The sequence below is a fragment of the Parageobacillus galactosidasius genome, assembly GCF_002217735.1.
Taxonomy (GTDB): domain Bacteria; phylum Bacillota; class Bacilli; order Bacillales; family Anoxybacillaceae; genus Parageobacillus_B; species Parageobacillus_B toebii.
This window is the reverse complement of the sequence record NZ_NDYL01000002.1, coordinates 1,851,870-1,875,495: the sequence shown is the minus strand read 5'-3', so window position 1 is coordinate 1,875,495 and position 23,626 is coordinate 1,851,870. Positions and strand designations below refer to the sequence as shown.

Genomic DNA, 23,626 nt, shown 5'->3' with positions numbered 1-23,626 from the left:
GGAAAGGGAATGGAAAGGGCAAAACAGAGATATCGTTTTAGTTTACGTCTAAAAATTGTTGCATTTACAACCATATTGGCCATCATTACGTATTCTACAAGCGCATTTTTTATTTATGTTTTGTATGATTTATTCTTCACTTCGATGAACAAAAGCGCGTTTACCATTATTATACTATTGCTTGGAATCATTTGGTCAGGCTTGCTTGCATACATGGCATCAGGATTGATCGTAAAGCCGTTGCATCGGTTAGAACAGGCGGCAATCAAAGCAGCAAGCGGACAAATTAATGAAGATGTTCCGTTGCCCAAATCAGATGATGAAATCCGCTCATTAGGGATTGCTTTTAATGAAATGTTGCGAAGTTTGCGAACAATCGTGAAAAATATTGAAGATAATTTTTCTCGCACGAATGAGAAAGTCGTGGAAATTACGAACGCTTCCCTTGTTGCGGCAGAGCGTTCGAAAGATATTGCCCACACGATTGAAGAAATTTCTAAAGGCGCGAATGACTCTGCTGTATCGATGCAAACGGCTGCTGAGTCGGTGGATGATGTGCTGCGCATTGCGAATCAAGTGCAGCAAAAGGCGAATCAATCCGAACAATTAGCGAAGGAAATGGTGACAACATTACATAAAAGCCGTGAAGTCATTAGTTCGCTTGTCAGCGGAATCGAACAATTGGCGCGCAATAATCAAACGTCTTTAAGTGCGGTCGAGCGGCTGGAGCAACACGCGAAAGAAGTGGAAAACATTATCTCTCTAGTCGGTGATATTGCCGGGCAAACGAACTTGCTTGCCTTAAATGCTTCCATTGAAGCGGCGCGAGCTGGCGAGCATGGAAAAGGTTTTGCTGTTGTCGCGGAAGAAGTCCGGAAGCTTGCGGATGAGAGCGCAAAAGCGGTTCAAGGGATTTCTGAGCTGATTCAAAACATTCAAAAGGAAGTCGCACATGTCGTATCACAAATTCATGAGCAAGTAAAATCCGCGAATGAAGAAGCCGCAAAAGGCGCCGATACGAACGACGCGATTGCGGAAATGACCAAATCGATTCACGAAGTCGTTCGTTCCGTCCATGAAATTGCGGAATTAGCGAAAGAACAAATGTCACATATCGAAAAAGCATCGATTCAATCACAAGAAGTTGCGGCGATTGCCGAAGAAACGTCGGCTGGGGCGATGGAAGTAACGGCGGCGACACAAGAACAAACTTCTGTTATTCAGCATGTAAACAAACTAGCGGAAGAATTGGCGGAACAAGCGAAAAAATTAAAAGAAACGATCGACCAATTTGGTACAAGATAAAATTAGAAAGGTCGCCTTCTATATCGGAAACATGTAAAATGAATAGAAAGGCGGCTTTTTTCTATATGACAAAACAAGGAGGAAATGAACATGAAAGTAGCGATTGCATCTGATCACGGCGGAATTCATATTCGTGAAGAAATTAAAAAATTAATGGACGAAATGGGGATCGAGTACATCGACTTAGGATGTGAATGCGAAACATCGGTCGATTATCCTGATTACGCGATTCCAGTTGCGGAAAAAGTCGCAAACGGGGAAGTGGATCGCGGCATTTTAATTTGCGGCACCGGAATTGGCATGACGATTGCCGCTAATAAAGTAAAAGGCATTCGTTGCGCGCTCTGTCACGACGTATATAGCGCCAAATTAACGCGCCAGCATAATGATAGCAACATATTAGCGATGGGAGAACGCGTCATTGGACCAGGATTAGCGCGTGAAATCGCGAAAGTGTGGTTGACGACGGAATTTGAAGGCGGACGTCACGCACGACGCGTGGAAAAAATTACACAATATGAAAACAAACATTTATAACATGGGAGGAATCGTCAATATGTCTTCCCCATTATCCGAATGGAAGCAGCAATGGCAGACGATTATTCGTGAATTTCGAAAGCAAGTCCCGCTTTCATCCGAGCATATTCTTGTCATCGGCTGCAGCACAAGCGAAGTGATCGGCGAGAAAATCGGAACAGCTGGCTCAACGGAAGTCGCCGAAATGCTGTTTGCCGAATTGAGAAAGTGGCATGAGGAAACAGGGGTGCAGCTAGCGTTTCAATGTTGCGAACATTTAAACCGCGCGCTTGTTGTAGAAAGACAGACCGCCATGTCCCGTCAGCTTGAAATCGTCTCGGTCATCCCTGTCCGAACAGCCGGCGGAGCAATGGCTGAATACGCGTATCGTCATATGAACGATCCCGTCGTTGTCGAATTTATTAAAGCAGATGCCGGCATTGATATCGGCGATACATTGATCGGCATGCATTTAAAGCATGTCGCTGTTCCTGTGCGCGTGTCGTTAAAGCAAGTGGGACATGCCCATGTGACATTGGCAAAAACGAGACCGAAACTGATCGGCGGCGCCCGCGCAGTCTACTCTTTAGAAAATCCGAATACTTCTTGCACTTCCTGATGATTTTGTTCATTTTTTCTTTGAATCTACCCGCAAAAAGCTGGTAAAATAAAAAAGAATATTCATTATTTCGAAATGAGGGGGAGCTAGTGATGAACTACTTGCCACAACAAGATCCGCAAGTATTTGAAGCGATTCAAAATGAGTTGAAACGGCAGCAATCAAAAATTGAATTAATCGCGTCAGAAAATTTTGTCAGCCGCGCTGTTATGGAAGCGCAAGGATCGGTATTAACGAATAAATATGCCGAAGGATATCCGGGACGCCGCTATTATGGTGGCTGCGAATATGTCGATGTCGTCGAGGATCTCGCGCGCGAACGGGCGAAAAAATTGTTTGGCGCGGAACATGCCAACGTACAGCCGCATTCTGGCGCACAAGCGAACATGGCGGTATATTTTACTGTTTTGGAACATGGCGATACGGTGCTTGGGATGAATTTGTCGCACGGCGGTCATTTAACGCATGGCAGCCCAGTTAACTTTAGCGGCATTCAATATAACTTTGTCGAATATGGTGTCGATCCAGAAACACATGTCATTGATTATGATGATGTGCTTGAAAAAGCGCGCATACATAAGCCGAAACTGATTGTAGCAGGGGCAAGCGCTTATCCGCGCGTCATCGATTTTAAACGTTTCCGTGAAATCGCTGATGAAGTAGGGGCGTACTTGATGGTAGACATGGCGCACATTGCAGGTCTTGTTGCGGCAGGTCTTCATCCAAATCCGGTGCCATATGCGCATTTTGTGACCACAACGACGCATAAGACGCTCCGCGGGCCGCGCGGCGGCATGATCCTTTGCAAAGAAGAGTTTGCAAAACAAATTGACAAAGCGATCTTCCCAGGCATTCAAGGCGGACCGCTCATGCACGTCATCGCGGCGAAAGCAGTCGCGCTCGGTGAAGCACTGCAAGACAGCTTTAAAACATATGCGCAAAATATCATCAACAACGCAAAACGCCTCGCGGAAGCATTGAAAAAAGAAGGCTTTACACTCGTTTCCGGCGGAACAGACAACCACTTGTTGTTAATTGATTTACGTTCCCTTGGCCTCACTGGAAAAGTGGCGGAAAAAGTGTTGGACGAAGTCGGTATCACCGTCAACAAAAATACGATTCCGTACGATCCGGAAAGCCCATTTGTGACAAGCGGCATCCGTATCGGCACCGCCGCGGTAACGACGCGCGGATTCGGTTTGGAAGAAATGGATGAAATCGCAAGCATTATTAGTCTTACATTAAAACATCACGAAGACGAAGCAAAATTGGAAGAAGCGCGAAAACGCGTAGCGGCATTAACGGAAAAATTCCCATTATATCGTTGACAAAAAACGCGCCTCTAAGACGAATGTCTTTAGAGGCGCGTTTTTGTTTGTAGTTGAATACACGTATATTTTTCGGTAGAATTAATGGAAGTGTAAACCGCAAACAAAGAGGAGAGTGCAAAATGGGAAAAGTATATGTATTCGATCATCCACTTATTCAACATAAGCTGACATATATTCGCGACAAAAACACTGGCACGAAAGAGTTTCGTGAACTTGTCGAAGAAGTGGCGACGTTGATGGCGTTTGAAATTACGCGCGATCTCCCGCTTGAAGAAGTAGAAATTGAGACACCGGTCAGCAAAGCAAAATCGAAAGTAATCGCAGGCAAAAAACTTGGTGTAATCCCGATTTTGCGCGCAGGAATCGGTATGGTCGATGGCATTTTAAAATTGATTCCAGCCGCGAAAGTCGGCCATATCGGGTTATATCGCGACCCAGAAACGTTAAAACCGGTTGAATATTACGTGAAGCTGCCGACCGATGTAGAAGAGCGCGATTTTATTGTTGTGGACCCAATGCTCGCGACAGGCGGATCAGCGGTAGAAGCGATTAACGCCTTAAAAAAACGCGGCGCAAAAAGCATTAAATTCATGTGCTTAATTGCTGCCCCAGAAGGGGTGGAAGCGGTGAAACAAGCACACCCGGATGTCGATATTTACATTGCTGCACTCGATGAAAAGCTAAACGATCACGGCTATATCGTTCCAGGCCTTGGAGATGCCGGTGATCGCTTATTCGGCACAAAATAAATTCCAAAGACGGTATCATTTCATGGAAGTGATACCGTCTTTTTTTAAAGATTATGTCTAAAAAAATAAATATATCATTATACACTAATTAAGTCAACTACCCAACGGCTAAAGCCGTGGGCTTGCAACTAGCCTAATTGGCTGCCGCGTTCGGCTGGTTGACAGCAGCCCTGCGGATGTTTTCCGCAGCCACGTTGTCGGCAGGGGCAGCGTACCCACAAGCTCGACAACAAAACTGATCCCTTGACGGTCTGTCAAAGCCGCTGGATTTTCGTTTTGGAAAAGGTTCTGGAGCGAAAAGCAATCTCGCTAATATAGTTGCATGCTTGGTTAAACCGTTTCATTGTTTCCAGCAGCGCATGAAACTGTTCAAGAGTTGGCATTAATTTAATCTTGAGAGTGCAGAGCATTCTTGATTCACCTACCTTTCTAAATCCAGTGTACTTATATTGAACGAAAAATTCAATATATACTGAAAATATAAACCCCGCCTTCCTCCCACAGCTAAAGCAGTGGGCTTCCGGCGGATGTTCTCGTGAAAAAGAAATTAATAAATGTCACAAATTATTAACATTTTCGTTGTTATAATACAGTTTTTTTCTATGAAACACATTGACATCGACCCCATGGTATTGTATGCTTGACAGGGGATGTATGATAAGGTTTTCAGATACACTATATACATAGTTTTTACGATAGTTTTTACGAATGTGAGGACTATAACGATATGGGGCAAAACCAACGCTATCCTTTCCGGGCAATCGGTTTGATGTCTGCCATTGTTTCTCAGTTGGCTGGTTCTGTTTTAATTGGTATATTCGGCGGCAGATGGCTTGATCGAAAGTTTGACTCCGAACCTCTTTTTCTTATTATTGGTCTCCTTCTTGGACTAGCTGCGGGCATCTCTGCAATGTTAAGAACAATCCGTCAATTTTTTTCAGGGGAATAATAGAATTATGGAACATATAATGCGAAATTTGCGAAAATATTCGTTGTTTCTCCTTTTGATGTATGCGGCAGGCTGGGGGATGACAGAGTATAAAACATTATTTTTGAGCTTGCTGTTCGGAACATCTATAGGATTTTATAGTGTGTGGTTATTAGCCAGCCGAGTAATGAAATTTGGACGAGCCGTAGCGGAAGGGAAGCGTGTTCGCTCACTAGGTACGTTTTCACGAATGGCGCTTGCGGCACTTGCTGCTTTAGTCGTATTGCAATTTCCGAACCATTTTTCCATTGCACCTGTCATATTGGGGTTAATGACACCTTATTTTGTCATTATAATAGATTATTTTCTGCACATACATTAATGAGGCAAGGAAGCGAGGTGATAACTAGTGCATCATGAAGCTCCTTTATATGAATTTCTAGGACTTACCTTTAACTTAGCCAACGTTTTGATGATAACGATCACTAGCGTGATTGTGTTCATCATTGCCGTTGCTGCTACGCGCAATCTTTCGATGAAGCCAACGGGAATGCAAAATTTCCTTGAATGGGTCGTCGACTTTGTCAAGGGAATCATCAAAAGCAACATGGACTGGAAAACGGGGGGGCGTTTTCATCTACTGGGCATGACCTTAATCATGTATATTTTTGTGGCAAACATGCTCGGTCTTCCGTTCTCTATCGTCATCGATGGAAAGCTATGGTGGAAATCACCGACAGCAGACCCTGTGATCACATTAACGTTGGCGATTATGGTTGTTGCGCTGTCGCATTATTACGGCATCAAACTTCGTGGATTCCAAGAATACGCCAAAGGCTTTGTCAGTCCAATGTTGATTTTATTCCCGCTTAAAATTATCGAAGAGTTTGCTAACACATTAACATTAGGTTTGCGTCTATACGGGAACATTTATGCTGGAGAAATTTTGCTTGCTTTATTGGCGGGTGGATTGGCTACTGGCGTTGGCGGTACGATCGCAGCGATCATTCCAACGATCGCTTGGCAAGCGTTCAGTATTTTCGTTGGCGCCATCCAAGCGTTCATTTTCACGATGTTAACAATGGTTTATATGGCGCACAAAGTGAGTCATGACCATTAATTTTTTATAAAAACAACTTCAATAAATTTCAATAAATACTAAAAGGAGGACTTTTCAATGGGTGTATTAGCTGCAGCAATCGCAATTGGTTTAGCTGCACTTGGTGCAGGTATTGGTAACGGTTTAATCGTATCTCGTACCGTAGAGGGGATCGCACGCCAGCCAGAGGCGCGCGGTATGCTTCAAACAACAATGTTTATCGGGGTTGCGTTAGTCGAAGCGATTCCGATTATTGCGGTTGTTATTGCCTTTATGGTTCAAGGGCGCTAATTTTTGCGTAGCGCTTGTTCATCAACGTTGGCAAGCAACGTAAAAATCGATAGGACAAGCAAAATCGTTCAATGATGGCGAAGATCATTCCATGCGAACCTTCGCCATTCCTTTATGTTCATTTCATCGTAAAAGATAACAATGACGCTCAAAAAGCGAGAAAAATAGGTCTAGAGGGCGACTCTTGAAGGGAGTGAAACGCGTAATGGCAAACTTTTTTGCATTAGGGGCTGCTGGGCATGGATTCAACGGCGGCGATATGTTATTCCAGCTAATTATGTTTTTATTATTAATGTTATTGCTCCGTAAATACGCGTTTGGTCCATTAATGGGCGTGATGAAACAGCGCGAAGAGCATATTGCAAACGAAATCGATCAAGCGGAAAAACATCGCAAAGAAGCGGAAAAGCTATTGGAAGAACAGCGCGAACTAATGAAGCAATCTCGCCAAGAGGCGCAGGAGCTCATTGAAAACGCGCGCAAAATGGCTGAGGAGCAAAAAGAGCAAATTATCGCGTCTGCCCGTGCGGAAGCAGAGCGTTTAAAAGAGACAGCGAAAAAAGAAATCGAACGCGAAAAAGAACAAGCGATGGCCGCGTTGCGAGAACAAGTTGCTTCACTATCTGTATTAATTGCTTCCAAAGTGATTGAAAAAGAGTTAACCGAGCAAGATCAAGCGAAGTTGATTAGCGAGTACATTCAAGAGGTAGGAGAAGGGCGATGAACAAAGAAATCATAGCAAAGCGATATGCGTTAGCTCTTTTTCAAATCGCCACGGAAAAGCAGCTTCTTGATCAATTAGAGGAAGAAATTCGCGCCGTTTGGCAAGTGTTTGCTGAAAACGATAAATTCTTATCGCTATTGACATACCCGAAGCTATCATTGGAAAAGAAAAAAGCGTTAATAAAAGAAACGTTCGCGGCGGTGTCAAGCCCGTTACGAAATACATTGCTGCTTTTGTTGGAACGTCATCGCATTGATATCGTTCCACAGCTTGCAGAGCAGTTTATCCATTTGGTGAACGAAGCTCGTGGCGTCGCTGAGGCGACCGCATATTCGGCTCGTCCGCTAACGGAAGAGGAAAAACGCGCACTTTCGGATGTGTTTGCGAAAAAAATGGGCAAAACGACGCTTCACATTGAAAATATCGTCGACCCAAGCTTAATTGGCGGCGTGAAGCTGCGCATCGGCAACCGCATTTACGATGGCAGCATCAGCGGAAAATTAGAACGAATTCAACGACAGCTTATCGGCTAAGATTTGAAGATAGGGGTGAAATGAATGAGCATCAGAGCGGAAGAAATAAGCGCGCTCATTAAGCAGCAAATCGAAAACTATGAGTCTGAAATTCAAGTAAGCGATGTCGGTACGGTAATTCAAATTGGTGACGGTATCGCGCGCGCCCATGGTTTGGACAACGTAATGTCTGGGGAACTTGTCGAGTTTTCCAACGGTGTCATGGGAATGGCGCTAAACTTAGAAGAAAACAACGTTGGTATCGTTATTTTAGGTCCATATACAGGGATTAAAGAAGGCGATGAAGTGCGCCGTACAGGACGTATCATGGAAGTGCCTGTCGGTGAAGCGTTAATTGGCCGCGTCGTTAACCCTCTAGGACAACCAGTCGACGGTTTGGGCCCAATCGAAACGACAGAAACTCGTCCAATTGAAAGCCCAGCACCAGGTGTTATGGACCGTAAATCGGTTCATGAACCGCTGCAAACAGGGATTAAAGCGATTGACGCATTGGTGCCAATCGGCCGCGGTCAACGTGAGTTAATCATCGGAGACCGTCAAACAGGGAAAACATCGATTGCGATCGACACGATTATCAACCAAAAAGATCAAAATATGATTTGTATTTACGTTGCGATCGGACAAAAAGAATCAACGGTCCGCACGGTTGTCGAAACATTGCGGAAACACGGTGCGCTAGATTATACGATCGTTGTGACGGCATCTGCATCACAACCAGCGCCACTATTGTTCCTTGCGCCATATGCCGGTGTAACGATGGGCGAATATTTCATGTATAAAGGTCAGCACGTGCTTGTTGTTTATGACGACTTATCAAAACAAGCGGCGGCTTACCGTGAGTTGTCACTATTGCTTCGCCGTCCACCAGGCCGTGAAGCATATCCAGGGGATATCTTCTACTTGCACTCTCGCCTCTTAGAGCGCGCAGCAAAATTAAGCGATGCCAAAGGCGGCGGTTCGTTAACAGCGCTTCCGTTTGTCGAAACGCAAGCTGGTGACATTTCTGCTTACATTCCGACGAACGTCATCTCCATTACAGACGGGCAAATTTTCTTGCAATCTGATTTGTTCTTCTCCGGCGTTCGCCCGGCGATTAACGCTGGTCTTTCCGTATCCCGCGTCGGTGGTGCGGCACAAATTAAAGCGATGAAAAAAGTATCGGGTACGCTTCGCCTTGACTTAGCGGCGTATCGTGAACTTGAAGCGTTCGCACAGTTCGGTTCAGACCTTGATAAAGCGACGCAAGCAAAGCTCGCACGCGGTGCTCGTACGGTAGAAGTGTTAAAACAAGACTTGCATGCACCGATTCCAGTAGAAAAACAAGTGGCGATCATTTACGCGCTTACTCACGGTTTCTTAGACGACATTCCAGTCGAAGATATTCGCCGCTTTGAAAAAGAATTCTTCTTATGGCTCGACCAAAACGGCCAACACTTGCTTGAACATATTCGTACAACAAAAGAACTTCCAAACGAAGAAGATTTCAACAAAGCGATCGAAGCGTTCAAGAAAACGTTTGTTGTTTCTCAATAAAGCAGGGCGGAACAGAAGGATGACGGCTTCTGTTCCTCCTCTATTCTAGATTTCGTGCATAAAAAAGGTGGTGAAACCTTTGGCATCCTTACGCGACATTAAAAAGCGCATCAACGCGACGAAAAAAACAAGCCAAATTACGAAGGCGATGGAGATGGTTTCCGCTTCGAAGTTAAACCGCGCGGAAATGAACGCGAAATCGTTTGTTCCATATATGGATAAAATGCAAGAAGTCGTTGCGAACATCGCCCTTGGTGCCGGCAATGCGACACATCCGATGCTAGTGACGCGCCCGGTGAAAAAGACAGGCTATTTAGTGATCACATCGGATCGCGGCTTGGCGGGAGCGTATAACAGCAACGTTCTTCGCACTGTGTACCAAACGATTCAACAGCGCCATCAATCTCCAGATGAATATGCGATTATTGTCATTGGACGTGTCGGTTTAAGCTTTTTCAAAAAGAGAAATTTCCCGGTCATTTTAAATATTACTGGGCTGCCGGATCAACCGTCTTTTGCGGATATTAAAGAAATTGCGAATAAGGCGGTCGGATTGTTTGCGGATGGTACGTTTGATGAGTTGTATATGTACTACAACCATTACGTCAGTGCGATCCAACAAGAGGTGACAGAAAGAAAGCTGTTGCCGTTAACGGATTTAGTCGATAACAAACAACGGACAACGTATGAATTTGAACCTTCTCAAGAAGAAATTTTAGATGTGCTTTTGCCGCAATATGCCGAAAGTCTTATTTACGGTGCGCTGTTAGATGCGAAGGCAAGCGAGCATGCAGCGCGGATGACGGCGATGAAAAACGCGACGGACAACGCGCACGAGCTTATTCGTACGCTTACTCTTTCCTACAACCGTGCTCGTCAAGCAGCGATTACCCAAGAGATTACGGAAATCGTGGCGGGAGCAAACGCGTTGCAATAACGGTAAATTGGAAGCTGCAATTATATAAACGCAACTTGATATTTCATCTTATCGAAAGAATTTTCGACTGTCGGAGGCAAGTCGATAACTTGCCTTCGTCACGCATAAGCGCAGTCGAAAAAATAGATCGCAAAAGTAGAATTTTCAAGTTTCACTATATAGGTACTGCTGTCCAACTAGCAAGTTAGGAGGGAAAACGATGACAAAAGGACGCGTTATTCAAGTTATGGGTCCGGTTGTAGACGTAAAGTTCGAAAACGGACATCTTCCTGCGATCTACAACGCTTTGAAGATTCAACATAAAGCGCGTAATGAAAATGAAGTCGACATCGACTTAACATTAGAAGTAGCACTTCATCTTGGCGATGATACGGTTCGTACGATTGCAATGGCATCGACAGACGGATTGATTCGTGGAATGGAAGTCATTGACACAGGTGCGCCAATTTCCGTTCCAGTCGGAGAAGTTACCCTTGGCCGCGTATTCAACGTCTTAGGGGAACCGATCGACATGCAAGGGGAAATTCCAGATGATGCGCGTCGTGACCCAATCCATCGTCCAGCGCCAAAATTCGAAGAGCTTGCAACAGAAGTAGAAATTTTGGAAACAGGTATTAAAGTCGTTGACTTGCTTGCTCCATACATTAAAGGTGGAAAAATCGGTCTATTCGGCGGTGCTGGTGTAGGAAAAACGGTCTTAATCCAAGAACTTATTCATAACATTGCGCAAGAGCACGGTGGTATTTCCGTATTCGCCGGCGTAGGGGAACGCACTCGTGAAGGGAACGACCTTTACCATGAAATGAAAGATTCCGGCGTTATCAGCAAAACGGCGATGGTATTCGGACAAATGAACGAGCCGCCTGGTGCGCGGATGCGCGTAGCGTTGACAGGATTAACGATGGCGGAATACTTCCGTGATGAGCAAGGACAAGACGTGCTGCTCTTTATCGACAACATTTTCCGTTTCACGCAAGCTGGTTCTGAGGTTTCGGCGCTATTAGGCCGCATGCCTTCTGCCGTAGGTTATCAACCGACGCTTGCGACAGAAATGGGTCAATTGCAAGAACGGATCACTTCTACAGCCACTGGTTCTATCACATCGATTCAAGCGATTTACGTACCAGCGGACGACTACACAGACCCAGCGCCAGCAACAACGTTCTCTCACTTGGACGCAACGACGAACCTAGAGCGGAAACTTGCGGAAATGGGTATTTATCCAGCAGTGGATCCACTTGCGTCCACATCTCGCGCGCTTGCGCCTGAAATCGTTGGTGAAGAACATTACCAAGTAGCGCGCAAAGTGCAACAAACATTGCAACGTTATAGAGAATTGCAAGATATTATCGCGATTCTCGGTATGGATGAGCTATCCGATGAAGATAAACTCATCGTTCATCGCGCTCGCCGCATTCAATTCTTCTTATCGCAAAACTTCCATGTCGCGGAGCAATTTACAGGCCAACCTGGTTCTTACGTGCCTATTAAAGAAACAGTTCGCGGCTTCAAAGAAATTTTGGAAGGAAAATACGATCACATTCCAGAAGATGCTTTCCGCTTAGTAGGGCGCATTGAAGAAGTTGTTGAAAAAGCGAAGCAAATGGGCGTAGAAGTTTAATTGAGGGACATAGGAGGATTTCATGATGAAAACGATCAAGGTCAGTGTCGTTACTCCTGATGGCCCGGTATATGAAGCGGACGTAGAGATGGTAAGCACGAAAGCAAAAAGCGGAGAGCTTGGAATTTTGCCAGGGCATATTCCGCTTGTCGCTCCGCTTGAGATCAGTGCCGTTCGCCTGAAAAAAGAGGGGAAAACGGAATATATCGCGGTCAGCGGCGGGTTTTTGGAAGTCCGCCCTGACAAAGTGACGATTTTGGCGCAAGCGGCGGAAAGAGCGGAAGATATCGATGTGACCCGGGCAAAAGCGGCGAAAGAACGCGCGGAACGGCGTCTGCAAAGCAAAGAGGATGATATCGACTTTAAACGTGCGGAACTGGCACTAAAACGGGCGATTAACCGCTTAAACGTAGCAAACATGAAATAAAAGACGGGAGGAAATCGTTTCCCCCGTCTTTTTTTATTGTTATCGCTGTCGTTATAAGTAAAAATGGATGGTCTGTCGACACTTCTGGATATAAATGTTATAATGGCACTGGGGATAATTCGTAATTGTGTAATATTTCAAAACAATATAAAGTAGCATAATAATGAAGGGAGCGAACGGCATATTGTGGAACGTATACGTTAATAACTATGTGATTGTTTTTGTATTTTTGTGTATCGGCATTTTGCTTCCTGTTGGCGCATTAACAATAGGACGATTTCTACGTCCACACGTTCCGAGTGAGGCAAAGCAAACGACTTATGAAAGCGGTAACAATCCGTTCCATGACTCGCGTGTTCAGTTTCAAGTTCGTTACTATATGTTTGCACTATTATTTGTCATTTTTGATGTCGAAACAGTGTTTTTATATCCATGGGCAGTCGCTTATAACAAACTAGGATTATTCGCTTTAGTGGAAATGATTATTTTCGTGTTGATGCTCGTTCTTGGGCTTGTCTATGCTTGGAAAAAGAAGGTGTTACAATGGATGTAAAATGGTTGGACGTACCGGAAGGAGATACGCAAGAGTTAAAGCGCAACGTGTTTTTCACTACACTGGAACAATTAAAGGCGTGGGCCCGCAGCAATTCTCTATGGCCGTTAACGTTCGGTCTTGCCTGCTGCGCGATTGAAATGATGGGAGTCGGTGGAGCTCATTATGATTTAGACCGGTTCGGCTCCTTTTTCCGTGCGTCTCCAAGACAGTCTGATGTCATGATTGTATCCGGAACGGTGACGAAAAAGATGGCGCCAATCATCCGCCGTTTATATGATCAAATGCCAGAACCAAAATGGGTCATTGCCATGGGGTCATGCGCAACGGCAGGGGGGCCGTATGTGAAATCATATAGCGTCGTCAAAGGAGTAGATCAAATCATACCAGTTGATGTATATATTCCTGGTTGCCCGCCGAATCCAGCGGCGTTAATTTACGGGATTAATAAATTAAAAGAAAAAATTCGTTATGAAGCAAAGACGGGGAAGAAGGTGCTGTAATCGATGAGTGAAGAAAAAGATTTACAGCAGCGGAAAAAAGAAGCGGCAGAGCGAGCGAGACAGTTGGCTCGCGAACGATTAGCGGCGAAACGAGCCGCCGAACAAACTGAACAGCCGCTCGAAGAACCAAAAGTTCCAACCGAAGAAAAACTTGCCGAAGATGATCTCACTCTTGCGAAGAAAAAAGCGGCGGAAGAGGCAAAAGCCAAAGCGGCGGCGTTGGCGAAACAAAAAGCAAAAGAAGCGCAACAGGCAGAAGGAGAAAACCAAGAAACAGCCGAAGATGATCTCACCCTTGCGAAGAAAAAAGCGGCGGAAGAGGCAAAAGCCAAAGCAGCGGCATTAGCGAAACAAAAGGCAAAAGAAGCGCAACAGGCAGAAGGAGAAAACCAAGAAACAGCCGAAGATGATCTGGCGCTTGCGAAGAAGAAAGCAGCAGCGGCGGCGAAAGCCAAAGCGGCGGCGTTGGCGAAACAAAAAGCAAAAGAAGCGCAGCAGGCAGAAGGAGAAAAGCAAGAAGCCCCAGAAGATGATCTGGCGCTTGCGAAGAAGAAAGCAGCAGCGGCGGCGAAAGCCAAAGCGGCGGCGCTAGCGAAACAAAAGGCAAAAGAAGCGCAGCAGGCAGAAGGAGAAAACCAAGAAACAGCCGAAGATGATCTGGCGCTTGCGAAGAAGAAAGCAGCAGCGGCAGCGAAAGCCAAAGCGGCGGCGTTGGCGAAACAAAAAGCAAAAGAAGCGCAGCAGGCAGAAGGAGAAAACCAAGAAACAGCCGAAGATGATCTAGCGCTTGCGAAGAAGAAAGCAGCAGCGGCAGCGAAAGCCAAAGCGGCGGCGCTAGCGAAGCAAAAAGCAAAAGAAGCAGCGGGCGACGGAGCGGAAGATGACCTTGCCAAACAAAAAGCGATTGCGGCAGCGAAGGCGAAGGCGGCAGCCGCTGCAAAAGCCAAAGCAAAAGCGCTGGCAAAACAACAAGCAAGCGGCACCGCTGGCGAAAACGATGATGATCTCGCAAAAGCGAAAGCAAAGGCAGCAGCGGCAGCAAAAGCCAAAGCAGCGGCTGCGGCGAAAGCGAAAGCCGCAGGAGATTCGGAGCCAGCAGCGAAAAAAGAAGAAACTCCATCGCCAAATCAGCCGCTTCTTGATAAATACGTCAAAGTGATTCGCGAACATCTCGGCGAAGATGTGCTAGAAGATGCCTATATTAACCGCCTTTCCAAAGATGTTCCGACATTGGTCGCAAAAAAGGATACATATTACAAAATCGCCGAGTTTCTAAAATATAACGAACAGCTTAGTTTTGATTATTTGTCGGAGCTGCATGGAACGGATTTTCAAACACATATGGAAGTATATGTGCACTTATATTCTTATAAAAAACGACAAGCTGTCGCATTAAAAGTGAAAATCGACCGCGACCAGCCGGAGATTGATTCTCTCGTTCCGCTTTGGCAGGGGGCAAATTGGCCGGAATGCGAGGCGTACGACCTATTAGGAATCCGCTTTAAAGGGCACCCGAATTTAATCCGTATCTTTTTAGGAGAAGATTGGGTCGGATATCCGCTTCGCAAAGATTATGAACCATACGACGCGGAGGTATAACTATGCTTCGGACGGAAGAAATGATTTTAAACGTAGGACCGCAGCACCCGAGTACACACGGAGTTTTCCGCCTCATTTTAAAAATAGATGGAGAGATCATTCAAGAAGCGAAACCTGTCATCGGCTACCTCCACCGCGGAACGGAAAAGTTAGCGGAAAACTTACAATATACGCAAATCATCCCGTATACAGACCGGATGGATTATTTATCGGCAATGACCAATAACTATGTTATTTGTCATGCAGTGGAAACAATGATGGGCATTGAAGTTCCGGAACGAGCGGAATATTTGCGCGTTTTGGCAATGGAACTTGGCAGAATCGCCAGCCATCTTGTCTGGTGGGGGACGTATTTGCTCGACCTTGGCGCCACAAGCCCGTTTTTGTACGCATTCCGCGAGCGGGAAATGATTATTAATCTATTAAACGAGCTGTCAGGGGCGCGACTGACGTTCAATTACATGCGCGTCGGCGGCGTGAAATGGGATGCGCCGGATGGATGGATTGAAAAAGTAAAACAATTTGTCCCGTATATGCGGGAAAAACTCGCTGGTTATCATGACCTTGTGACAGGAAATGAAATTTTCCGCCATCGTGTCATCGGTGTTGGCAAATATACGAAAGAAGAGGCGATCAATTATTCGTTAAGCGGCGTAAACTTGCGTTGTACCGGCGTGAAATGGGACTTACGGAAAAACGAGCCGTATTCGATTTATGACCGTTTTGATTTTGACATTCCGGTGCGGGAAGAAGGAGATTGCCTTGCCCGTTATGAATGCCGCTTGGCGGAAATAGAAGAATCGTTAAAAATCATCGAACAAGCATGTGAGCAATTTCCAAAAAGCGGAGAAATTATGGGGAAAGTGCCGCGCATCATTAAAGCGCCGCCGGGAGAGACATTTGTCCGCATTGAATCACCGCGCGGGGAAATCGGCTGTTACATCGCCAGCGACGGAAAGAAAGAGCCGTACCGCATCAAATTCCGTCGGCCGTCGTTTTACAATTTGCAAATACTCCCGAAACTGTTAAAAGGGGAAAATATTGCGAATGTGATTGCGATTCTTGGCTCGATTGATATTGTGCTCGGGGAGGTCGACGGATGATGGAACAATTGCTGAATTCTACTCCGAGCTGGACGAATCTCGTGATCTTCTTCGGACTTGGCATCGCCTTGTTGCTTGCCGTTCTTGCTTTTGTGACGTATGGCATTTTAGCGGAACGAAAAGTCATGGGATTTATGCAAGGCCGTTACGGCCCGAACCAAGTCGGAGGCAGATGGGGGCTATTGCAAACGGTCGCGGACGTATTAAAGCTGCTTTTAAAAGAAGATACGATTCCAAAAGCTGCTGACAAGCCGTTATTCATTTTAGCGCCGATTATCGCTTTTGCGCCGGCGTTTATGGTATTGGCGACATTGCCGTTCACTGACGCATTTCAATTTGCCGATATCGGCGTTGGCCTGCTTTATTACATTGCCGTTTCGGGACTGACGACGATCGGCGTTGTGGCCGGCGGATGGGCATCGAACAATAAATATGCGCTCATCGGCGCAATGCGTGCGGCGGCACAAATGATTTCCTATGAAATTCCGCTTGTTGTGTCTGTGCTTGGCGTTGTTTTGCTAACGGGCAGTTTAAATTTAAACGATATTGTCGAAGCGCAAAAAGATGTATGGTATATTTTCATACAGCCAATTGCGTTTATCGTATTTTTCATTGCTGCTGTCGCGGAGTTAAACCGCACTCCATTCGACTTGCCGGAAGCGGAATCAGAGCTTGTTGCCGGGTTTCATGTCGAGTATTCCGGTTTTCGTTGGGCATTCTTTATGCTTTCGGAATATGTGTATCTTTTTGCTATGGCGGCGCTTACAACGATATTATTTTTAGGTGGATGGCACCCGGTGATGTTTTTAGATTTCATTCCAGGAGCGGTTTGGTTTGCGTTAAAATTCAGCATCGTTGTTTTCGTCCTGATTTGGTTCCGTGTGACATTTCCGCGCCTTAGAGCGGACCAGCTCATGGAATTAGGATGGAAAGTATTGTTTCCTGTGGCGCTTGCAAATATTTTTGTTACCGCGCTGATACAAGAACTATTTTTCTAATAAGAATGGGGTGGCATGCATGATCGGTTTAGCCAAAGGGTTGGCATATACCCTGAAAAATTTAACTCGGGAAAAAGTAACGTACGACTATCCGAATGAACCGCTTCCCCTTCCAGATCGGTTTCGCGGCATTCAAAAATTTTATCCCGAAAAATGTATCGTTTGCAATCAATGTGCTAATATTTGTCCAACCGACTGTATTCAATTGACAGGAAAAAAGCATCCGGATCCGACGAAAAAAGGGAAAATCATTGATACGTACAGCATTAACTTCGAAATTTGCATTTTATGCGACCTTTGTACAGAAGTATGTCCGACAGAAGCCATCGTCATGACGAACAATTTTGAGCTGGCGGAATATAGCCGCGATGCCCTTTATAAAGATTTGGCATGGCTCGATGAAAACGACGCCAATGTCCGAAAGGAGAATAAGCCGTGAGCGGAGAATATCTCGCCTTTTTAGTGCTTGCCCTTGTTGCGATCATCGGCGGAGTGCTCATGCTGAATTTAACGAAAGTCGTTCATATGGTCATCGCGCTTGTGTTTACGTTCATCAGCATTGCGGGTCTTTACGTGCTCTTATCAGCCGAATTTGTTGCTGCTGTGCAAGTGCTTATTTACTCTGGGGCCATTACCATTATCATGCTGTTTGGCATCATGTTGACGCGCCATCGGGAGGAAGAAAAAGAAGAAACGACAACAGGCGGATTTTGGCGAAAAACATTCACCGCCATCGCGGTCTTTGCCTTTGGCATCGCCGTTTATCTCGGCATTTATCAGCTTGATTTTGGCGAGGAAGCCGCAAATCTCCATGAAAACAATACGGAACAAATCGGCCTCGCCCTATATTCTCATTATATCATTCCGTTTGAAATTACATCGATCATTTTGCTTGTGGCGCTTGTCGGCGCGATTATACTAGCGAAAAAAAATGATAAGGGGGCGCCAAAAAAATGAGCTCCGTTCCATTATCCGTATATCTGGTACTTGCGCTCATCTTGTTTTGCATTGGGCTGTATGGAGCGCTCACCAAACGAAATACAGTGATTGTGCTCATTTGTATTGAGTTAATGCTGAATGCCGTCAATATTAATTTAGTCGCTTTTGCGAAATACGGGGCTCATCCCGGTATTTCAGGGCAAATTTTTGCCCTATTTACCATCACGGTGGCAGCTGCTGAAGCCGCGGTGGGACTCGCGATTTTAATGGCGCTTTATCGCAACCGCAAAACCGTTCATATCGATGAGATCGATTCGATGAAACATTAAAGCAAGAAAATGCAAAGAGCTCTTCAAGCTCTTTGATCAAAAGGGGACTGTGATACCATGATGGAAATGGCTTGGATTGTGCCGCTTTTTCCGCTATTTTCCTTTTTCTTATTGCTGCTTTTCGGAAAACGAATGAAAGAAGCGAGTGCTTATGTTGGAATACTAGCGACGTTCATTTCTTTCCTTGTTTCTGTCGCCGTGCTGTTTGACCGCATTGGCGGTTCGACTTACAAAGCAGAACAAGTATGGCTTACGATCGGCAGCACGAAATTGACAGCTGGATTTGAGGTGACGGCGCTAAATGCATTAATGCTTGTCGTTGTCTCCCTCGTTAGCTTTCTAGTACATATGTATGCAAAAGGGTATATGCGCGGCGATGAGCGGTTCTCGGTTTTCTATGCGTATTTAGGGCTGTTCACGTTTGCGATGCTCGGTCTTGTCGTTTCGCCGAATTTATTGCAGACATATATGTTTTGGGAACTGGTTGGTCTTGGTTCGTTTCTATTAATCGGATTTTATTTCTATAAAGAAGAAGCGAAAGCGGCTGCGAAAAAAGCGTTTATTATGACGCGGATCGGCGATGTCGGCTTTTTTATCGGCATGATTCTATTATTCTGGCAAGTGGGCAGTTTTGAGTATGATGACATTTTTAAAGCCGTGCAAGACGGAACGCTGTCGCAGACGATGGTGACCCTAGCGGCGATTCTCATTTTCGTGGGAGCGATCGGAAAATCTGGCCAGTTTCCGCTTCATACGTGGCTTCCAGATGCCATGGAAGGTCCGACGCCAGTTTCGGCGTTGATTCACGCGGCCACGATGGTAGCCGCAGGGGTTTATTTAGTGGCTGCGCTGTTCCCGTTATACGAAGCAAGCGAAACGGCGATGCTGACGGTCGCGGTTGTCGGGGGATTTACGGCGATTTTCGCCGCATCCATCGGCCTTGTGCAGACCGATATTAAGCGCGTGCTTGCCTACTCGACGGTAAGCCAGCTCGGCTACATGATGCTTGCACTCGGTTCGGGAAGCTATGTAGCGGGAATATTCCATTTGACGACACATGCATTTTTTAAAGCGCTCTTGTTTTTAGCGGCAGGAAGCGTCATTCATGCTGTCGGCACGCAAGACATTGAAAAAATGGGCGGACTTTGGCGGAAAATGCCGCTTACCGCGCCGCTATTTCTAGTTGGAACGCTGGCCATCAGCGGGGTCCCGCTTTTATCAGGATTCTTTAGCAAAGACGAAATTCTTGCCGCCGCTTGGACGAATGGTCATGTCGTTTTATTCTGGATTGCGGTTTTTGCTTCGTTTTTCACCGCGTTTTATATGTTCCGTCTCTTCTTCCTTGTCTTTAGCGGCGAGGGGCGGCATGAAGCGGAGGAAATTCATGAATCGCCAGCGGTTATGACGTTTCCGATGCTCGTCTTGGCCGTGCTTGCCGTCATTTCCGGGTATATTCATACTCCATGGTTCGGGACATTTCTCGGCGATTGGCTGACAGATGGCCATTATGCTCACAAAGAAGCGCCAAGCTGGATTATGGTCGTTGCTGCCATCGTTTCGTTGCTTGGCATTTTCCTCGCGTGGCTGATGTACGGAAAACGTTCGCTTGCGAGAGATTGGCTTAGCTCGCGCGTTCCGTTTGCGTACAACGTGTTATGGAATAAATATTACATCGATGAATGTTATGCATGGACGGTTGGCTATGCGGCAAACGCCATTAGTCTATTATTCTATTATATTGATCGCTTTATCGTAGAGGGAATGGCCAGTCTCGTTGCAGCGGCAGTAAACACGGTTGGTTCAATCGGATCGCGGCTGCAAAACGGGCAAGTTCAAATGTATGGCGCGGTGACGTTGATCGGCCTTGCGCTTCTCGTCGTCATTCTCGCGTTCACAGGGGGGTATTTATAATGAATGGAACGTATTTTCTCTCCCTTCTCGTTTTCTCCCCGCTTGTTGGCATTCTTTTGCTTGCGTTTGTACCAAAAACGCAAGAGCGGACGATAAAATGGCTCGGTTTTTTATCTACGCTGCCATCGCTGATTTTATCGCTATTTGCCTTTGTACAATATTTGCGGGGTTACCGCCTGGAACATTTGGCAGAAAAACACGATTGGGTTCGCTTCGCGGATTTTCCGTTTTTAACGGAGTCCACGTTCGCCATCCGTTATGAGCTGAGCATCGACGGCTTTTCGCTTGTCATGATCGTGCTTACGTCGCTATTGGCGACGCTTGCCGCCGTCGCCTCCATCCATATCAAAAAAGAGTGGAAAGGCTATTTCATGCTCTTTCTTCTATTAGAAATCGGCATGCTTGGCGTGTTTGCGGCAGGAAATATGATTTTATTCTTTATCTTTTTAGAAATCACACTCGTTCCGATGTTCTTTTTAGTTGGAAAATGGGGCGGTTTTGAACGGGAGCGCGCCGCATACAGCTACTTGCTTTACAACGGGATTGGTTCGGCGATTTTACTGATTGCCATTATCGTTTTATTTGCCCGCACCGGGACGTCCAATATCGAGCTATTAAAAGAAATGCTTCATAACCCGGCGGTCGAGGCGCAGCTTGTCGCGCCGATTTCAAACGATTTGCGCTTAGGATTGTTTATTGCATTGTTGATCGCATTTGGGATTAAGCTGCCGATCGTTCCGTTTCACCGCTGGATTTTGCGGGTGCACGTACAAGCGCCGCCGTCGATTGTGATGCTGCACTCCGGCGTGCTATTAAAAATCGGGGCGTACGGTTTGATTCGGTTCGGCATCGGTTTATTCCCAGATCAATTCCGCGATTTCGCTTTTTGGATTGCGATTTTAGGGGTTGTCAACTTATTGTACGGAGCGTTTTTAGCGTTCGTCCAAGACGATTTTAAAATGGTGCTTGCCTATTCGAGTGTTTCCCATATGGGAATTGTGCTCATTGGATTGGGAGCGCTGAATGAAGCAGGGATTCAAGGGGCGATTTTCCAGGCTGTTTCCCATGGATTTATTTCCGCATTGCTGTTCTTGCTCGTCAGCATTTTATACGAACGAACGAGTACGACGACGATCGACCGTTTAGGAGGGCTGGCGAAAGTGATGCCGCTGACGGCGGGATGCTTATTGGCAGGAGCGATGGCGTCGCTCGGATTGCCGGGAATGTCTGGGTTTGTAAGTGAGTTTACCGCATTTTTAGGTTTGTTCAAAACAGAGCCGGTCGTTGCGGCGATCGGTGCGCTCGGCATTATTATGACCGCGGTTTACCTGCTTCGCGCCGTATTGAACATGACGTTTGGCGCCTCCAAGCGCGATGATGTACAAGCGCTTGATATGAGCCTGGCGGAAGCGATTCCGGTGTTCGTATTGCTCGCATTGATTGTGATGATCGGCGTATATCCGCATATTTTAGCGAAACCATTGCAAGCGACGATTGAAATGATGATGAACGGGTTAGGAGTGTGAGAGAAATGAGCATGCATACATTATTGCAATATAAATGGGGGATGATGGCACCGGAATTCATCGTTCTTGGAACGGCGCTCATTCTCTCGCTGATGGACCTGTTTATGCCGGATGATAAAGACCGCCGTCCGCTTGCATGGATTGCTTTTGTTGGAGTTGCCATTGCGTTGATCGCGACAATCGGACTGATTCCGGCCAAAGTAGTTTCGATTTTGAACGATACGTTTCGCTTAGACTCGTTTGGCAAAGCCTTTAAGCTTCTTTTATTAGCAGGCGGAGCGCTTTCGCTGTTGCTTGCGTTTGATTATCGCCCAAAAGAAGGGTTAAAAGATCGCGGGGAATTCTACTATTTATTGCTTTGCGCCTTGCTTGGCGCGATGATCATGGCCTCCAGCGGCGATTTAATCACCTTATTTGTCGGGCTAGAGCTATTATCGATTTCCTCTTATATCTTGGCGGGAATACGAAAAACATCGATGCAGGCAAACGAATCGGCGATGAAATATGTGATTAACGGCGGGATTTCGACAGCGATTACGCTGTTTGGGATGAGCTATATTTTCGGCTTAACAGGCACGACGAACATAAAAGAAATTGCCTTAGAGGTACAGAAGCTAACCGATAGCGGATACCAATACATCTTGGCGATTGCGTTCTTGATGATGCTTGTCGGTTTATCGTTTAAGATTTCATCCGTTCCGTTCCATATGTGGACGCCGGATGTCTATCAAGGAGCGCCGACTCCTGTTACCGCGTTTTTAAGCGTCGTTTCGAAAACGGCCGGGTTTGTCATCGTTTTACGATTGTTTATCACTATCTTTGCCCAAGCGCCGGCGCAAGGAAAAGATCCGTCTTCGCTATTGTTTTCGATGCAGGATTATATCGCCTTTTTAGCCGGGGCAACGATGATCATCGGAAATACGATAGCGTTAAAGCAGCGGAGCATGAAGCGGCTGTTTGCTTATTCGAGCATTGCCCACGCCGGATATATTCTTGTCGGTTTTGCGGCGATGTCATGGGTCATGATCGATTCGATTTGGTTTTATTTGCTTGCGTATTTGTTCATGAATCTTGGCGCATTTGCGATATTGCAACGAATATCTGACGAAGCCGATTCCGATGATCTCAGCCATTTTGCCGGCCTTTATCAGCGAAACCCGCTTTTAGCGGTTGCGATGGGAATTTTCTTGCTGTCGCTTGCGGGAATCCCGGGTACGGCTGGTTTCATCGGAAAATTGAACATTTTCCTTGGGGCGCTCATGACAGAGCCGGGTCATTATGTGCTTGCCGCGGTGATGATCGCTGCAACGGTTATATCGTATGTATACTATTTTGGCATTTTTGTGCAAATCTTTTTCCGCCCTGCCGATGAGACATCATCGGTGAGACTATCGATCGGGCTGGCGATCGTTGTTGTCATTTGCGCGCTTGGCACGTTGCTATTCGGTGTCGTTCCAGGGCTAGCTTATCACTTTCTTGAACAATTCGATCACTTTAGCGATTTCCTTCAATAGCGTTACAATAAAGGGGGTTATTCCCCTTTCTTCTTTTA

General features: G+C 46.0%; 26 protein-coding genes and 1 pseudogene. 26 read left to right on the top strand and 1 reads right to left on the bottom strand.

Going from position 1 to position 23,626, the window contains the following annotated elements; all coding sequences use genetic code 11:
* Positions 1–9 precede the first annotated feature (9 nt).
* The 5 genes from B9L23_RS19065 (at position 10) to upp (ending at position 4,520) form a co-directional block, all read left to right on the top strand.
* The gene (locus tag B9L23_RS19065; RefSeq protein WP_062754428.1) at positions 10–1,305 is read left to right on the top strand and encodes a methyl-accepting chemotaxis protein; all 1,296 of its coding nucleotides are present in this window, start codon (positions 10–12) and stop codon (positions 1,303–1,305) included.
* A gap of 90 nt (positions 1,306–1,395) precedes the next feature.
* A complete protein-coding gene (rpiB, locus tag B9L23_RS19060) occupies positions 1,396–1,842 on the top strand; it encodes a ribose 5-phosphate isomerase B (protein ID WP_015865321.1) in 447 nt (148 codons plus the stop codon).
* A gap of 19 nt (positions 1,843–1,861) precedes the next feature.
* Positions 1,862–2,440, top strand: a complete 579-nt coding sequence (locus B9L23_RS19055; protein WP_015865320.1) for a TIGR01440 family protein — start codon at positions 1,862–1,864, stop codon at positions 2,438–2,440.
* A gap of 92 nt (positions 2,441–2,532) precedes the next feature.
* Complete coding sequence (glyA, locus tag B9L23_RS19050) at positions 2,533–3,768, top strand: serine hydroxymethyltransferase (protein WP_089098254.1); 1,236 nt, start codon at positions 2,533–2,535, stop codon at positions 3,766–3,768.
* A 122-nt stretch (positions 3,769–3,890) separates the two neighbouring features.
* Complete coding sequence (gene upp, locus B9L23_RS19045; protein ID WP_062754422.1) at positions 3,891–4,520, top strand: uracil phosphoribosyltransferase; 630 nt, start codon at positions 3,891–3,893, stop codon at positions 4,518–4,520.
* 257 nt (positions 4,521–4,777) lie between these two features.
* Here the strand turns inward: upp and B9L23_RS20215 are convergent.
* Positions 4,778–4,930, bottom strand: a pseudogene (locus tag B9L23_RS20215) (RNA-guided endonuclease TnpB family protein); the annotation flags it as partial.
* Positions 4,931–5,247: 317 nt separating this feature from the next.
* Between B9L23_RS20215 and B9L23_RS19040 the strand changes: the two are divergent.
* From B9L23_RS19040 to nuoN, 21 genes are all read left to right on the top strand, one after another.
* Positions 5,248–5,469 carry an AtpZ/AtpI family protein gene (locus B9L23_RS19040; protein ID WP_015865317.1) on the top strand — a complete coding sequence of 74 codons (222 nt, stop codon included), beginning with the start codon at positions 5,248–5,250 and terminating at the stop codon, positions 5,467–5,469.
* Between the two features lie 7 nt (positions 5,470–5,476).
* Positions 5,477–5,830: an ATP synthase subunit I gene (locus tag B9L23_RS19035; RefSeq protein ID WP_062754421.1), complete on the top strand. Its 354-nt coding sequence runs from the start codon at positions 5,477–5,479 to the stop codon at positions 5,828–5,830.
* A 27-nt stretch (positions 5,831–5,857) separates the two neighbouring features.
* On the top strand, positions 5,858–6,568 hold the full coding sequence (gene atpB / locus B9L23_RS19030) for a F0F1 ATP synthase subunit A (RefSeq protein ID WP_081188462.1): 711 nt from the start codon (positions 5,858–5,860) through the stop codon (positions 6,566–6,568).
* Between the two features lie 57 nt (positions 6,569–6,625).
* A complete protein-coding gene (gene atpE, locus B9L23_RS19025; RefSeq protein WP_003253662.1) occupies positions 6,626–6,838 on the top strand; it encodes a F0F1 ATP synthase subunit C in 213 nt (70 codons plus the stop codon).
* A gap of 205 nt (positions 6,839–7,043) precedes the next feature.
* Positions 7,044–7,562: a F0F1 ATP synthase subunit B gene (locus B9L23_RS19020; protein WP_062678128.1), complete on the top strand. Its 519-nt coding sequence runs from the start codon at positions 7,044–7,046 to the stop codon at positions 7,560–7,562.
* Positions 7,559–8,095, top strand: a complete 537-nt coding sequence (locus B9L23_RS19015) for a F0F1 ATP synthase subunit delta (RefSeq protein WP_015865313.1) — start codon at positions 7,559–7,561, stop codon at positions 8,093–8,095. The genes B9L23_RS19020 and B9L23_RS19015 overlap by 4 nt, the downstream gene beginning before the upstream one ends.
* Positions 8,096–8,119: 24 nt before the next feature.
* Positions 8,120–9,628 carry a F0F1 ATP synthase subunit alpha gene (atpA, locus tag B9L23_RS19010; protein WP_015865312.1) on the top strand — a complete coding sequence of 503 codons (1,509 nt, stop codon included), beginning with the start codon at positions 8,120–8,122 and terminating at the stop codon, positions 9,626–9,628.
* A gap of 79 nt (positions 9,629–9,707) precedes the next feature.
* Positions 9,708–10,565: a F0F1 ATP synthase subunit gamma gene (locus B9L23_RS19005; RefSeq protein WP_015865311.1), complete on the top strand. Its 858-nt coding sequence runs from the start codon at positions 9,708–9,710 to the stop codon at positions 10,563–10,565.
* Positions 10,566–10,764: 199 nt separating this feature from the next.
* Positions 10,765–12,186: a F0F1 ATP synthase subunit beta gene (gene atpD, locus B9L23_RS19000; protein WP_015865310.1), complete on the top strand. Its 1,422-nt coding sequence runs from the start codon at positions 10,765–10,767 to the stop codon at positions 12,184–12,186.
* A 25-nt stretch (positions 12,187–12,211) separates the two neighbouring features.
* Positions 12,212–12,613: a F0F1 ATP synthase subunit epsilon gene (locus tag B9L23_RS18995; RefSeq protein WP_062678125.1), complete on the top strand. Its 402-nt coding sequence runs from the start codon at positions 12,212–12,214 to the stop codon at positions 12,611–12,613.
* A gap of 184 nt (positions 12,614–12,797) precedes the next feature.
* Positions 12,798–13,166: an NADH-quinone oxidoreductase subunit A gene (locus tag B9L23_RS18990; RefSeq protein WP_015865308.1), complete on the top strand. Its 369-nt coding sequence runs from the start codon at positions 12,798–12,800 to the stop codon at positions 13,164–13,166.
* The gene (locus B9L23_RS18985) at positions 13,157–13,669 is read left to right on the top strand and encodes a NuoB/complex I 20 kDa subunit family protein (protein WP_141103880.1); all 513 of its coding nucleotides are present in this window, start codon (positions 13,157–13,159) and stop codon (positions 13,667–13,669) included. The genes B9L23_RS18990 and B9L23_RS18985 overlap by 10 nt, the downstream gene beginning before the upstream one ends.
* A gap of 3 nt (positions 13,670–13,672) precedes the next feature.
* A complete protein-coding gene (locus B9L23_RS18980) occupies positions 13,673–15,268 on the top strand; it encodes an NADH-quinone oxidoreductase subunit C (protein WP_089098252.1) in 1,596 nt (531 codons plus the stop codon).
* Positions 15,269–15,270: 2 nt separating this feature from the next.
* On the top strand, positions 15,271–16,371 hold the full coding sequence (locus B9L23_RS18975; RefSeq protein ID WP_015865305.1) for an NADH-quinone oxidoreductase subunit D: 1,101 nt from the start codon (positions 15,271–15,273) through the stop codon (positions 16,369–16,371).
* Positions 16,368–17,369 (top strand): NADH-quinone oxidoreductase subunit NuoH, encoded by a 1,002-nt coding sequence (nuoH, locus tag B9L23_RS18970; protein ID WP_089098251.1) that lies wholly within the window; start codon positions 16,368–16,370, stop codon positions 17,367–17,369. The genes B9L23_RS18975 and nuoH overlap by 4 nt, the downstream gene beginning before the upstream one ends.
* A 19-nt stretch (positions 17,370–17,388) precedes the next feature.
* Positions 17,389–17,808, top strand: a complete 420-nt coding sequence (gene nuoI, locus B9L23_RS18965; protein WP_015865303.1) for an NADH-quinone oxidoreductase subunit NuoI — start codon at positions 17,389–17,391, stop codon at positions 17,806–17,808.
* On the top strand, positions 17,805–18,326 hold the full coding sequence (locus tag B9L23_RS18960) for an NADH-quinone oxidoreductase subunit J (RefSeq protein WP_062754408.1): 522 nt from the start codon (positions 17,805–17,807) through the stop codon (positions 18,324–18,326). Before nuoI ends, B9L23_RS18960 begins: the two co-directional genes overlap by 4 nt.
* Positions 18,323–18,637 (top strand): NADH-quinone oxidoreductase subunit NuoK, encoded by a 315-nt coding sequence (gene nuoK, locus B9L23_RS18955; RefSeq protein WP_062678120.1) that lies wholly within the window; start codon positions 18,323–18,325, stop codon positions 18,635–18,637. Before B9L23_RS18960 ends, nuoK begins: the two co-directional genes overlap by 4 nt.
* A 57-nt stretch (positions 18,638–18,694) precedes the next feature.
* On the top strand, positions 18,695–20,548 hold the full coding sequence (gene nuoL, locus B9L23_RS18950; RefSeq protein WP_089098250.1) for an NADH-quinone oxidoreductase subunit L: 1,854 nt from the start codon (positions 18,695–18,697) through the stop codon (positions 20,546–20,548).
* Entirely contained in the window at positions 20,548–22,074 is a 1,527-nt protein-coding gene (locus tag B9L23_RS18945) for an NADH-quinone oxidoreductase subunit M (RefSeq protein WP_089098249.1), read from the top strand. The genes nuoL and B9L23_RS18945 overlap by 1 nt, the downstream gene beginning before the upstream one ends.
* A gap of 5 nt (positions 22,075–22,079) precedes the next feature.
* Positions 22,080–23,588: an NADH-quinone oxidoreductase subunit NuoN gene (gene nuoN / locus B9L23_RS18940; RefSeq protein ID WP_089098248.1), complete on the top strand. Its 1,509-nt coding sequence runs from the start codon at positions 22,080–22,082 to the stop codon at positions 23,586–23,588.
* The last annotated feature ends 38 nt before the right edge of the window (positions 23,589–23,626 follow it).

What these genes read in the sequence shown, in the direction of transcription:
- B9L23_RS19065 (WP_062754428.1), top strand. Translation starts at nt 10, where the DNA reads ATGGAAAGGGCAAAACAGAGATATCGTTTTAGTTTACGTCTAAAAATT.
- rpiB (WP_015865321.1), top strand. Translation starts at nt 1,396, where the DNA reads ATGAAAGTAGCGATTGCATCTGATCACGGCGGAATTCATATTCGTGAA.
- B9L23_RS19055 (WP_015865320.1), top strand. Translation starts at nt 1,862, where the DNA reads ATGTCTTCCCCATTATCCGAATGGAAGCAGCAATGGCAGACGATTATT.
- glyA (WP_089098254.1), top strand. Translation starts at nt 2,533, where the DNA reads ATGAACTACTTGCCACAACAAGATCCGCAAGTATTTGAAGCGATTCAA.
- upp (WP_062754422.1), top strand. Translation starts at nt 3,891, where the DNA reads ATGGGAAAAGTATATGTATTCGATCATCCACTTATTCAACATAAGCTG.
- B9L23_RS19040 (WP_015865317.1), top strand. Translation starts at nt 5,248, where the DNA reads ATGGGGCAAAACCAACGCTATCCTTTCCGGGCAATCGGTTTGATGTCT.
- B9L23_RS19035 (WP_062754421.1), top strand. Translation starts at nt 5,477, where the DNA reads ATGGAACATATAATGCGAAATTTGCGAAAATATTCGTTGTTTCTCCTT.
- atpE (WP_003253662.1), top strand. Translation starts at nt 6,626, where the DNA reads ATGGGTGTATTAGCTGCAGCAATCGCAATTGGTTTAGCTGCACTTGGT.
- B9L23_RS19020 (WP_062678128.1), top strand. Translation starts at nt 7,044, where the DNA reads ATGGCAAACTTTTTTGCATTAGGGGCTGCTGGGCATGGATTCAACGGC.
- B9L23_RS19015 (WP_015865313.1), top strand. Translation starts at nt 7,559, where the DNA reads ATGAACAAAGAAATCATAGCAAAGCGATATGCGTTAGCTCTTTTTCAA.
- atpA (WP_015865312.1), top strand. Translation starts at nt 8,120, where the DNA reads ATGAGCATCAGAGCGGAAGAAATAAGCGCGCTCATTAAGCAGCAAATC.
- atpD (WP_015865310.1), top strand. Translation starts at nt 10,765, where the DNA reads ATGACAAAAGGACGCGTTATTCAAGTTATGGGTCCGGTTGTAGACGTA.
- B9L23_RS18995 (WP_062678125.1), top strand. Translation starts at nt 12,212, where the DNA reads ATGAAAACGATCAAGGTCAGTGTCGTTACTCCTGATGGCCCGGTATAT.
- B9L23_RS18985 (WP_141103880.1), top strand. Translation starts at nt 13,157, where the DNA reads ATGGATGTAAAATGGTTGGACGTACCGGAAGGAGATACGCAAGAGTTA.
- B9L23_RS18980 (WP_089098252.1), top strand. Translation starts at nt 13,673, where the DNA reads ATGAGTGAAGAAAAAGATTTACAGCAGCGGAAAAAAGAAGCGGCAGAG.
- B9L23_RS18975 (WP_015865305.1), top strand. Translation starts at nt 15,271, where the DNA reads ATGCTTCGGACGGAAGAAATGATTTTAAACGTAGGACCGCAGCACCCG.
- nuoH (WP_089098251.1), top strand. Translation starts at nt 16,368, where the DNA reads ATGATGGAACAATTGCTGAATTCTACTCCGAGCTGGACGAATCTCGTG.
- nuoI (WP_015865303.1), top strand. Translation starts at nt 17,389, where the DNA reads ATGATCGGTTTAGCCAAAGGGTTGGCATATACCCTGAAAAATTTAACT.
- nuoK (WP_062678120.1), top strand. Translation starts at nt 18,323, where the DNA reads ATGAGCTCCGTTCCATTATCCGTATATCTGGTACTTGCGCTCATCTTG.
- nuoL (WP_089098250.1), top strand. Translation starts at nt 18,695, where the DNA reads ATGATGGAAATGGCTTGGATTGTGCCGCTTTTTCCGCTATTTTCCTTT.
- B9L23_RS18945 (WP_089098249.1), top strand. Translation starts at nt 20,548, where the DNA reads ATGAATGGAACGTATTTTCTCTCCCTTCTCGTTTTCTCCCCGCTTGTT.
- nuoN (WP_089098248.1), top strand. Translation starts at nt 22,080, where the DNA reads ATGAGCATGCATACATTATTGCAATATAAATGGGGGATGATGGCACCG.